The organism is Massilia sp. TWR1-2-2 (assembly GCF_049897565.1).
GTDB lineage: Bacteria > Pseudomonadota > Gammaproteobacteria > Burkholderiales > Burkholderiaceae_D > JAFCUW01.
The window spans coordinates 77,723-88,686 of the sequence record NZ_JAFCWM010000022.1 but is presented as its reverse complement, the minus strand read 5'-3'; the positions used below and the strand labels follow the sequence as shown (position 1 = coordinate 88,686).

Annotated in this window: 9 protein-coding genes and 1 pseudogene; 6 read left to right on the top strand and 4 right to left on the bottom strand. The window is 62.1% G+C overall.

Annotation, left to right across the window (positions count from 1 at the left end; translation table 11 throughout):
* From ACP7DD_RS19595 to rpsL, 4 genes are all read right to left on the bottom strand, one after another.
* The coding region (locus ACP7DD_RS19595) for a GTP-binding protein (RefSeq protein WP_426176477.1) at positions 1–701 on the bottom strand (701 nt) is incomplete at its 3' end.
* An 84-nt stretch (positions 702–785) separates the two neighbouring features.
* Complete coding sequence (gene fusA, locus ACP7DD_RS19590) at positions 786–2,891, bottom strand: elongation factor G (protein ID WP_426176476.1); 2,106 nt, start codon at positions 2,889–2,891, stop codon at positions 786–788.
* 125 nt (positions 2,892–3,016) lie between these two features.
* Positions 3,017–3,487, bottom strand: coding sequence for a 30S ribosomal protein S7 (rpsG, locus tag ACP7DD_RS19585; RefSeq protein WP_133114979.1), 471 nt, complete (start codon positions 3,485–3,487; stop codon positions 3,017–3,019).
* A gap of 130 nt (positions 3,488–3,617) precedes the next feature.
* Complete coding sequence (gene rpsL / locus ACP7DD_RS19580) at positions 3,618–4,001, bottom strand: 30S ribosomal protein S12 (protein ID WP_099792233.1); 384 nt, start codon at positions 3,999–4,001, stop codon at positions 3,618–3,620.
* A gap of 350 nt (positions 4,002–4,351) precedes the next feature.
* On the opposite strand from rpsL, the gene ACP7DD_RS19575 reads away from it, so the two are divergent.
* The 6 genes and pseudogenes from ACP7DD_RS19575 (at position 4,352) to ACP7DD_RS19550 (ending at position 10,948) form a co-directional block, all read left to right on the top strand.
* On the top strand, positions 4,352–6,211 hold the full coding sequence (locus ACP7DD_RS19575; protein ID WP_426176475.1) for a phosphoethanolamine transferase: 1,860 nt from the start codon (positions 4,352–4,354) through the stop codon (positions 6,209–6,211).
* 165 nt (positions 6,212–6,376) lie between these two features.
* A pseudogene (locus ACP7DD_RS19570) lies at positions 6,377–7,227 on the top strand (acyclic terpene utilization AtuA family protein); the annotation flags it as partial.
* Between the two features lie 75 nt (positions 7,228–7,302).
* Positions 7,303–7,464: a hypothetical protein gene (locus tag ACP7DD_RS19565; RefSeq protein WP_426176474.1), complete on the top strand. Its 162-nt coding sequence runs from the start codon at positions 7,303–7,305 to the stop codon at positions 7,462–7,464.
* Between the two features lie 139 nt (positions 7,465–7,603).
* Complete coding sequence (locus ACP7DD_RS19560) at positions 7,604–8,872, top strand: efflux RND transporter periplasmic adaptor subunit (RefSeq protein ID WP_426176473.1); 1,269 nt, start codon at positions 7,604–7,606, stop codon at positions 8,870–8,872.
* 36 nt (positions 8,873–8,908) lie between these two features.
* A complete protein-coding gene (locus tag ACP7DD_RS19555) occupies positions 8,909–9,625 on the top strand; it encodes an ABC transporter ATP-binding protein (RefSeq protein WP_426176472.1) in 717 nt (238 codons plus the stop codon).
* Between the two features lie 9 nt (positions 9,626–9,634).
* Complete coding sequence (locus ACP7DD_RS19550; RefSeq protein ID WP_426176471.1) at positions 9,635–10,948, top strand: ABC transporter permease; 1,314 nt, start codon at positions 9,635–9,637, stop codon at positions 10,946–10,948.
* Positions 10,949–10,964: the final 16 nt, after the last annotated feature.

Below are 10,964 nucleotides of genomic sequence, written 5' to 3'. Positions count from 1 at the left end.
ATACGACCGGTCACGACAGTGCCGCGGCCCGAGATCGAGAACACGTCTTCCACAGGCATCAGGAAGGCGCCATCGATTGCGCGCTCTGGCGTAGGGATGTAGGTGTCGAGTGCATCAGCGAGGGCCATGATGGCTTGCTCGCCCATCGGGCCAGTGTCGCCGTCCAGCGCCATACGGGCCGAACCCTTGATGATTGGCAGGTCGTCGCCTGGGAACTCGTACTTGACGAGCAGCTCGCGCACTTCCATTTCAACCAGTTCGAGCAGCTCTTCGTCGTCGACCAGGTCGCACTTGTTGAGGAACACGATGATGTATGGAACGCCAACCTGGCGCGCCAGCAGGATGTGCTCGCGGGTCTGTGGCATCGGGCCGTCAGCGGCCGAGCAAACCAGGATCGCGCCGTCCATCTGCGCCGCACCGGTAATCATGTTCTTGATGTAGTCGGCGTGGCCTGGGCAATCGACGTGTGCGTAGTGGCGGTTGGCCGTCTCGTACTCGACGTGCGCGGTGTTGATGGTGATGCCGCGCGCTTTTTCTTCTGGTGCCGCATCGATCTGGTCGTATGCTTTTGCTTCGCCGCCGAATTTCTTCGACAGAACGGTCGCGATCGCAGCCGTCAGCGTGGTTTTACCGTGATCGACGTGACCGATGGTGCCGACGTTGACGTGCGGCTTGGTCCGTTCAAATTTACCTTTTGCCATTTTGTTCTTCCTTAAATGATTTCTAATCAGTTGGTAACAGAGCAGAACATCGCTGCGCGATGTCCGGCACTGTCACCCAATTTGTTATTTAGCTTTAGCCGTGATGATCGCATCGGTAACGTGCTTAGGCGCTTCCGAATAGTGCTTGAATTCCATCGTGTAGGTCGCACGGCCTTGCGTCGCGGAACGCAGCGAGGTCGAGTAACCAAACATCTCCGACAGTGGCACTTCGGCTTTGATGATCTTGCCGCCGCCGCCAGGAATCTCGTCCATGCCCTGCACCATACCGCGGCGGGACGACAGGTCGCCCATCACGGTACCGGCGTAGTCTTCCGGCGTTTCCACTTCCACGGCCATCATTGGCTCGAGGATGACCGGCGACGCCTTGCGGCAACCGTCCTTGAATGCCATCGAAGCGGCCATCTGGAACGCGTTTTCGTTCGAGTCCACATCGTGGTACGAACCGAAGAACAGCGTGACCTTGACGTCGACCACTGGGTAACCTGCCAGCACGCCGGTGTTGAGCGTACCGCGCACACCCTTTTCAACTGCAGGGATGTACTCGCGTGGCACGGTGCCGCCCTTGATGGCGTCAACGAACTCGAAGCCCTTGCCCGGCTCTTGCGGCTCGATCTTCAGAACCACGTGACCGTACTGACCACGACCACCGGACTGCTTGACGAACTTGCCTTCGGACTCTTCGCAGACCTTGCGGATCGTCTCGCGGTAAGCCACTTGTGGCTTACCGACGGTCGCTTCGACGCCGAATTCGCGCTTCATGCGGTCAACGATAATTTCCAGGTGCAGCTCGCCCATACCACCGATGATGGTCTGGCCCGACTCTTCGTCGGTCTTGACGCGGAACGACGGATCTTCCTGCGCCAGGCGGTTCAGCGCCAGGCCCATTTTTTCCTGATCGACCTTGGTCTTCGGCTCGACTGCCTGCTGAATCACCGGCTCAGGGAACACCATCTTTTCAAGGGTGATGATCGACGATGGATCGCACAGCGTTTCGCCGGTCGTCGCGTCTTTCAGGCCCACCGCAGCGGCGATGTCGCCGGCGTGGACTTCCTTGATTTCTTCGCGCTGGTTGGCGTGCATCTGCAAAATACGGCCAAGACGCTCTTTCTTGTTCTTGATCGGATTGTAGACGGTGTCGCCCGACTTGATCGTGCCGGAGTAGACGCGGAAGAAGATCAGCTGGCCGACGAACGGGTCGGTCATGATCTTGAACGCCAGCGCAGCGAATTTCTCGCTGTCGTCGGCTTTGCGGCTGGTCGGCTGGTCGTCTTCATCCATGCCCTGTACTGGCTTGATGTCGACTGGCGACGGCAGGTATTCGATCACGCCGTCGAGCATGGCTTGCACGCCCTTGTTCTTGAACGCGGTGCCGCACATCATAGGAACGATCTCCGACGCCAGCGTGCGGGCACGCAGGGCAGCCTTGATCTCGGCTTCGGTCAGGTCGCCTTCGTCCAGGTACTTGTTCATCAGTTCGTCGCTGGACTCGGCAGCTGCCTCGACCATCTTCAGGCGCCACTCGTCAGCCTGCTCTTGCAGTTCAGCAGGAATGTCGCGGTAGTCGAACTTCATGCCCTGCGACGCGTCGTCCCAGTAGATCGCTTTCATCTTGACGAGGTCGACCACGCCGAGGAAGTTCTCTTCGGCGCCGATTGGAATCTGCAGCGGAATCGGGTTCGCCTTCAGGCGGGCACGCATCTGCTCGTAGACCTTGAAGAAGTTCGCACCGGTGCGGTCCATCTTGTTGACGAAGGCCAGGCGTGGCACTTTGTACTTGTTGGCCTGGCGCCACACGGTCTCCGACTGCGGCTGCACGCCGCCAACTGCACAGTAAACCATGCAGGCGCCGTCGAGCACGCGCATCGAGCGCTCGACTTCAATGGTGAAGTCAACGTGGCCCGGGGTGTCGATGATGTTGATGTGGTGCTCAGGGAAGTTGTTAGCCATCCCTTTCCAGAAGCAAGTCGTCGCAGCCGAGGTAATCGTGATCCCGCGTTCCTGCTCCTGCTCCATCCAGTCCATCGTGGCCGCGCCATCATGGACTTCGCCAATCTTGTGGTTCACGCCCGTGTAGAACAGGACGCGCTCGGTCGTGGTGGTCTTGCCAGCATCGATGTGAGCGGAGATACCGATATTGCGGTAGCGCTCAATGGGGGTCTTGCGTGCCATAAATATTCCTAAATCTTTTAATGGACAAAACCGAGCGGCATTTTGTGAACAAAATGAGCCCGGCTTCGAACAACAGATACATGGCCGCGCCCGGGTTTAATTTCACCCCGGGGTTGGCCGGATGATTAGAAGCGGAAGTGCGAGAACGCCTTGTTCGCTTCAGCCATGCGGTGAACTTCGTCACGCTTTTTCATGGCACCGCCGCGCATTTCCGCAGCTTCCATCAGTTCGCCACCGAGACGTTGTGGCATGGATTTTTCGCTGCGCTTGTTTGCGGCTTCGCGCAACCAACGCATGGACAGCGCCATACGACGAACTGGACGAACTTCAACTGGCACCTGGTAGTTGGCACCGCCGACACGGCGGGACTTCACTTCAACCATCGGCTTGGCGTTGTTGATCGCGGTAGCGAACACTTCGAGCGGGTCCTTGCCGGACTTTTGCTTGATGTGCTCGAAGGCACCGTAGATGATGCTTTCTGCGATCGATTTCTTACCCGACAGCATCAGCACGTTGACGAATTTGGCGACATCCTGGTTACCGAATTTTGGATCCGGCAGGATCTCGCGCTTGGGGACTTCACGACGACGTGGCATTTCAATTCCTTTCAGTCTTCAGTTGAGGCTGCTTGCGCAACACTCGCGGTGGCCATCATGACCAACCACTTACTCGACCATTACGATCGGTTCAACTATCTCAATGGGGTGCGAAGCTTAAAAAAACAGCTTACTTCTTGCCCGGCTTAGCGCGCTTGGTACCGTACTTCGAACGCGACTGCTTACGGTCTTTAACGCCCTGGGTATCCAGTGCACCGCGAACCATGTGGTAACGCACACCCGGCAAGTCTTTAACACGGCCGCCGCGCAGCAGCACGACACTGTGTTCTTGCAGGTTGTGGCCTTCACCGCCGATGTACGAAATGACTTCGAAACCGTTGGTCAGGCGAACTTTGGCGACTTTACGCAGAGCCGAGTTTGGCTTCTTTGGGGTCGTCGTATATACACGGGTGCAAACACCACGTTTTTGCGGGCTGTTTTCCAGCGCCGGCGATTTGCTCTTCACGGTCAGAGCGACACGTGGATTGCGAATCAGTTGATTGATGGTTGGCATCGTTATAAATCCAACAAAGATACAACATGAATAACCCGGGCGGTTGCCCGGGGACTAAAACCTAGTCCCGGTTTGCACTGCAAAGGGAGGCGCCGACAGCCACTCTAGCTCGGAGCGGCTGTGATTGCGATACGATGTGCAGAATAAATTCGAGAACTCGCGAGTATAGGCCCGTTCAGCCAGTCGGTCAACCAGTTTACCGATCAGCAACGCGATTCGCGCGCGCCGGTTGCGCGCGCCGGTTGCGCCCGCCGGCGCCGGCGCCTTACATATGATCTTCTCCCGGAATTATTTTCCTTTACGTGGAAAGACCGGATAATAGGTGCCTTTGCTTTCGTGCCTGGCTTTTCATGCTTTCGATGCGACACCCGCTGCTGCGCCCCGTGAACCTGTACCTGCTGCTGACGTACGTGGCGCTGTCGGCCGTGCCGTTCGTGCCGATGCTGCTGGGCAAGACGCTCGAGCGTCCGTTGCAGGTGCTCGGCATCGAGGCGATCGGCTGGCTGGCGGTGTGGGCCATCTTCACGCGCCCGGCATGGTTCCACTGGCTGCTGCTGCCGGCGTTTGTCGCCGTGCCGACCGAAGTATATCTGTTTACTTATTATGGCCAGGGCATCTCGACCCACCACCTGGGCATCATTGCCGAGACGGCGCCGAAGGAAGCGATCGAGTTTCTCGGCCAAAAGGTGTGGGGCATGCTGATGGTGATGGTTGGCGTCCTGGCCTGGTGGGGCACGACGTGGCAGGCGGCGCGGCGCACGCGCGACCTCGACTGGACCGACTCGTCGCGCCAGGTCACCCTGGCGGCGCTGGCGCTCGGCGTTGCGGTGTGGGCCTACGGCTACGAGTTCGGCGTCGCCGCCAGGCCGGCTGCGGTCGCCGCGCTGCCCGGTCCGGTCAAACCGGCAAAGGCGGCGGCGCCGTCCGCCGGCAAGGATACGGCCGCGGTGGCCGGCGCCGGCTTGACCGGCTGGAAACTGCCGCCGCTGCCGCGCCGCGCGATGCTGCCACTCGAATTCGAGCCGTTTGCCCAATCGTGGCCGTTCGGCCTGGTCGGGCGCGGCGTCGACTTCTACAAAGAGCGGAAATATCTCGCTGAACTGGGCCAGCGCAGCGCCAGCTTCACCTTCGGCGCGCGCCAGGCCTCGCCCGACGGCGAGCAGGAAACCGTGGTGCTGGTGCTGGGCGAGTCGTCGCGTTTCGACCGCTGGCGCCTGAACGGCTACGAGCGCGACACCAATCCCCTGCTGAGCCAGGAGGCAAACCTGGTGATGCTGCCGGACGTCATCACATCGGTATCGGCAACCCGGCTGTCGGTGCCGGTCATCATCTCGCGCAAGACGGCAATGCAAAGCCTGAAAGACGGCTTCAACGAGAAGTCCTTCATTACCGCTTACAAGGAAGCCGGCTTCAAGACCTTCTGGATTTCCAACCAGGTGTCCTTCGGCAAGTTCGACACGCCGGTGTCGGTCTTTGCCAAGGAAGCGGACGTGATCGCCTTCCTCAATCTGGGCGGTTTTCAACACGACTCCAATTTCGACGAGATCCTGTTCGGCCCATTCAAGAACGCCGTAGCCGACCGGGCGCCGAAAAAGCTGATCGTTGTCCATTCGCTCGGCAGCCACTGGAATTACAGCCAGCGCTACCCGAAGCGATTCGACAAATGGCAGCCGTCGCTGTTCGGCATCGACAAGCCGGTCTATACCGACCCGGTGATCAAGCCGCAGCTCAACAACAGCTACGACAGCAGCATCTTGTATACCGACTGGTTCCTCGCGCAGCTGATCGGTAACCTGAAGCAGTCGCAGCAGCGCACCTCGATGCTGTACGTGTCCGACCACGGCCAGACCTTGTACGACAAGAGCTGCAAGCTCGCCTTCCACGGGCACAACACCAACCACGAATTCCATGTGCCGGCATTCGTCTGGTATTCCGACCGGTTCGAGGCGCGCTATCCGGCCAAGGTCGGCCAGCTGGCGCGGCACAGGCGGGCGCGGCTGGCGACCGAAAACATGTTCCACACGCTGCTCGACCTGGCCGACATCCGCTATGGCGAAGAAAAGCTCGAATGGAGTTTCCTCAGCGACCAGTTCAAGCAGCACAAGCGCGTGGTCGACAGCTACGGCTGGACCGACTACGACAATTCGACGCTGAAGGGCGATTGCCACGAAGTGATCGACAAGGGCAAGCCGCTGAAGCAGGAAAAATAGCCGGGGTCAAAAAGCTGCAAAAAGCTGGGGTCAGGTCTGACATTCGGACATTTTCCGCGTCGCCGCCCGCCTGCCTTGGCCGGTTTGGTAGCATGGCCATGCTGCCATTAACGTTGTGCGCCTCAGGAATGTCCGAATGTCAGACCTGACCCCGCGAATTTCACGGCCATCGCCCAGCGCGCCCGCATGGCCGATGCCGATGCCGGCCCGACCCGCTGCTCGAAGAGCGCATGCGCGCGGTGCTGCCGCCGTGCCGCGCCAAAGGCATCCGCATCATCACCAACATGGGCGCGGCCAATCCGCTGGCCGCCGCCGCCAAGGTGCGCGCCATCGCCCGCTCGCTCAACCAGCCGGAACTGAAGGTGGCGGCGGTGGTCGGCGACGACGTGCTGGGCACGCTGCGCGCCGGCGACTATATCGACGACAGCGGCAACCGCGTTAACGCGATCGGCGCGGTCATCACCGGCCGCGTCGCCGATCCGGCGCTGGTTCTCGCGCCCCTCATCCACCAGTTTGGCTCGGCGATGGACGACTGGAAGCGCCTCGGCCAGGGCACGCTGGTGGGCCACCTGCTCGAATGCGCCGGCCAGATCACCGGCGGCTACTTCGCCGATCCGGGCTTCAAGGATGTCGCCGGCCTGGCGCGGCTCGGCTTTCCTATCGGCGAAGTGGCGCAGGATGGCTCGCTCATCGTCACCAAGGTGGCAGGCAGCGGCGGACAGGTCACCGCCGCCACCTGCAAGGAACAACTGCTCTACGAGATCGATGATCCGCGCGCCTACGTGACGCCGGACGTGGTGGCCGACTTCTCCGGCGTGCAGATCGCCGAGATCGGACCGGACCGGGTGCGCGTCAGCGGCGCCACCGGGCGAGCGTGCCCGCCCACGCGGAAGGTATCGGTCGGCTACATCGACAGCTACATCGGCGAGGGGCAGATGTCGTATGCCGGCCCAGGTGCGCTCGATCGCGCGCGCCTGGCCCTGTCGATCGTCGAGGAACGCTTCAACATCACTGGACGCGCATGACAAGACCCTGAGCTCCGCGATCCTCAGCCTTGAAATAGCCGAACAATAACTCCACGGAGACATTCAATGAACTTCACCATCCCGGCTGTATGCCTCGCACTGTCGGTCGCAGCGTCCGCCGCCGACTTCCCGGAAAAGCCGCTCCGCTTCGACAACAAGCCTGGCGCGAACGACTTTATCGGCGCCGGCGAGGCCGCGCGCGCCGCGCCCGGTATCGAAAAAGAATAGGTCATCGGCGCGGCGCCGGCGGACACTGGCCGGACGCACGTGGACACCGTCCGTCCGCGGCGAATTGCTTACCAATCAGTGACTTAGCTGCTGGCACGGATCCTGCAAGGTTAATGGCATCGTTGCCACCATCCAGACCATGATCCGAGACACCTCATCCCAAGACGCCGTCATCACCGCAGCTCCGGCGCAGAACATCAAGCGGCGGGCGCTGTGGGCCGGCGCCGCTGCCGTCGTCATCGTCGGCGCCGTCCTGCTGCTGACGACCTGGCGCGGCAGCGAGCATTCGGTCAGCGCCTCGCGCCTGCGCATCGCCGAAGTCACCCGCGGCACGCTGGTGCGCGACGCCTCCGTCAACGGCCGCGTCGTCGCCGCCATCAGCCCGACGCTGTATGCCACCGCGCAGTCGACCGTCACGCTGAAAACCAACGCCGGCGACACCGTCAGGAAAGGCGACGTGCTCGCCGTGCTCGAGTCACCCGACCTGGCCGACGCCCTCAAGCGCGAACAGTCAAGCTACAACCAGCTCGAGGCGGAAGTGGCGCGCCAGCAGATCCTGGCCAAAAAGCAGAAGCTGCTGGCCCAGCGCGAAGCCGACACCGCCGAGATCGACCGCCTGTCGGCCCAGCGCACGCTGGAGCGATACGAAAGCGTCGGCCAGGTCGGCATCATCGCCAAGATCGATTTTCAGAAGGCCAAGGACGCACTGAGCTCGGCGCAAATCCGCGCCAGCCACGCCTCCAAGGCGGCCGGACTGGAAAGCGACGATGTCGCGCTGGCGCTGCGCACCAAGGTCAATGAACTGGACCGCCAGCGCCTGTCGCTGGCCAACGCCCAGCGCCGCTTCGACGAGCTCACTGTGCGCGCGCCGGTCGACGGCTTCGTCGGCACCCTCAATGTGCAGAACCGCAGCGTGGTGGCGGCCAATACGCCGTTAATGACGCTGGTCGACCTGTCCAAGCTCGAAGTCGAACTCGAGGTGCCGGAGACCTACGTCGCCGACATGGGCCTTGGCATGACGGCCGAAATCCAGCTCGGCGAAGGCCGCGCCACCGGCAAGCTGGCGGCGCTGTCGCCTGAAGTGGTGAAGAACCAGGTGCTGGCGCGGGTGCGCTTCGAAGGCGCCCAGCCGAAGGGCCTGCGCCAGAGCCAGCGCGTCAGCGCGCGCTTGCTGATCGAGGAAAAGCCGAACGTGGTGATGCTGCCGCGCGGCCCGTTCGTCGAAAGCGAAGGCGGACGCTTCGCCTATGTCATGCGGGACGGCGTCGCCGTGCGCACGCCGATCACGCTCGGCGCCACGAGCGTGATGGCGGTCGAGATCCTGTCCGGCCTGAAGGTCGGCGACAAGGTCGTCATCGCCGGCACCGACGCTTTCAACAACGCCGCGCGCGTCTCGGTCAATCAATAACCGCCCCAATAACGATTCACTTCGAAAGGAAGTCCCATGCTGCGCATGTCCAATCTGTCCAAGGTGTACCGCACCCACATGATCGAAACGCACGCGCTGCGCGGTTTCGAAATTACCGTCAACAAGGGCGAATTCGTCACCGTGACCGGTCCTTCCGGCTCCGGCAAGACCAGCTTCCTGAACATCGCCGGCCTGCTCGAGGAATTCACCGACGGCGAGTACATCCTCGACGGCATCAACGTCAAGGGCATGGACGACAACGCCCGTTCCCGTTTGCGCAACGAGAAGCTCGGCTTCATCTTCCAGGGCTTCAACCTGATTCCCGACCTGTCGCTGTTCGATAACGTCGACGTGCCGCTGCGCTACCGCGGCTTCAACGCCAAGGAGCGCAAGGAGCGCATCGAGGACGCGCTGGCCAAGGTGGGCCTGGCCTCGCGCATGAAACACTACCCGGCCGAACTGTCCGGCGGACAGCAGCAGCGCGTGGCGATCGCGCGTGCGCTGGCCGGCAGCCCGAAGCTGCTGCTGGCGGACGAACCGACCGGTAACCTCGACACCCAGATGGCGCGCGGCGTGATGGAACTGCTCGAAGACATCAACTCCCAGGGCACCACCATCCTGATGGTCACCCACGATCCGGAACTGGCGGTGCGCTCGCAGCGCAATGTCCACATCATCGACGGCCAGGTGTCCGACCTGGTGCGCAAGACGCCGACGCTGTTCGACGCCAAGGCAGCCACCCACGGCGCATAAGGAGCGAGCATGTTTTCCTACTACCTCAAACTCGGCCTGCGCAGCCTGCGCCGCAATCCGGCCCTGACGGCGCTGATGGTGCTGACCCTGGCCATCGGCGTGGCCGCCAGCGTGTCGACGCTGACGATCCTGCACGTGATGTCGGGCGACCCTATTCCGCACAAGAGCGACCGCCTGTTCGTGCCGCTGTTCGACGTCGGCCCGCTGGCCGGCTACACGCCAGGCGAAGAACTCGACGACTTCCAGATCAGCTACCCGGACGCGGTCAATCTGCTCAAGGGCAAACAGGGCGAACGGCGCACCGCCATCTTCGGAATAGGCGCGCCGATCGAGCCCGATCGCAAGGACCTGGGCGTGTTCCAGACCTCGGGCCTGGCGCTGACGCACGACTTCTTCGCCATGTTCGAGGCGCCCTTCCTGCATGGCCAGGCGTGGAGCGACGCGGAGGACGACAGCGGCGCCAATGTCGTGGTCCTGAGCCGCAAGATCGCCGAAAAACTGTACGGCGACGCCAACCCGGTGGGCAAGCGCGTCACCATGCTCGGCCAGCAGTTCCAGATCGTCGGCGTGCTCAAGCCTTGGGCGCCGATGCCGCACTACTACCGCCTGATCGGCGGCGCCGGCAAATTCGGCAACGAGGACGAGCTGTTCATCCCGTTTTCAAGCGCCGTGCGCAACCAGGTTGGCCCCCAGGGAAACATGAACTGCAGCGGCAATCCGGGCCCGGGCCTGGAAGGCATCCAGAAGTCGGACTGCACCTGGATCCAGTTCTGGTTCCAGACCAAATCGGCGGGCGAGCGCGCCGCGCTGCAGGATTACCTCAACAGCTACGCCAACGAGCAGCGCAAACTGGGGCGCATGCCGCGCGCGGCCAAGAACAACCTGTACGACGTGATGGAGTGGATGGCCGTGAACAAGGTCGTCGGCAACGACAGCAAGCTCTCGGCCTGGCTGGCGTTCGGCTTCCTTCTGCTGTGCCTCGTCAACACCATTGGCCTGCTGCTGGCGAAGTTCTCGGTGCGCGCCTCTGAAGTGGGCATCCGCCGCGCGCTGGGCGCCTCGCGCCGGGAGATCTTCCGCCAGTTCCTCGTCGAGACGGCGGTGGTCGGACTGGCCGGCGGCATCCTCGGCCTGCTGCTGGCGGTGGCCGCGCTGGTGCTCATCGCCATGCAGTCCAAGGAGATGGGTAATATCGCCCACATGGACTGGGTGATGCTGGTATTTACCTTCGTGCTGTCGGTGTTCGCCGCAGTGCTGGCCGGCCTGCTGCCGACCTGGCGCGCGTGCCAGGTCACGCCGGCCATGCAACTCAAATCGCAGTAATCGAAGAACGGAGAAT

Bases quoted from the DNA above. Each gene is read 5' to 3' on its own strand.
- fusA (WP_426176476.1), bottom strand. From the start codon at position 2,891: ATGGCACGCAAGACCCCCATTGAGCGCTACCGCAATATCGGTATCTCC.
- rpsG (WP_133114979.1), bottom strand. From the start codon at position 3,487: ATGCCACGTCGTCGTGAAGTCCCCAAGCGCGAGATCCTGCCGGATCCA.
- rpsL (WP_099792233.1), bottom strand. From the start codon at position 4,001: ATGCCAACCATCAATCAACTGATTCGCAATCCACGTGTCGCTCTGACC.
- ACP7DD_RS19575 (WP_426176475.1), top strand. From the start codon at position 4,352: ATGCTTTCGATGCGACACCCGCTGCTGCGCCCCGTGAACCTGTACCTG.
- ACP7DD_RS19565 (WP_426176474.1), top strand. From the start codon at position 7,303: ATGAACTTCACCATCCCGGCTGTATGCCTCGCACTGTCGGTCGCAGCG.
- ACP7DD_RS19560 (WP_426176473.1), top strand. From the start codon at position 7,604: ATGATCCGAGACACCTCATCCCAAGACGCCGTCATCACCGCAGCTCCG.
- ACP7DD_RS19555 (WP_426176472.1), top strand. From the start codon at position 8,909: ATGCTGCGCATGTCCAATCTGTCCAAGGTGTACCGCACCCACATGATC.
- ACP7DD_RS19550 (WP_426176471.1), top strand. From the start codon at position 9,635: ATGTTTTCCTACTACCTCAAACTCGGCCTGCGCAGCCTGCGCCGCAAT.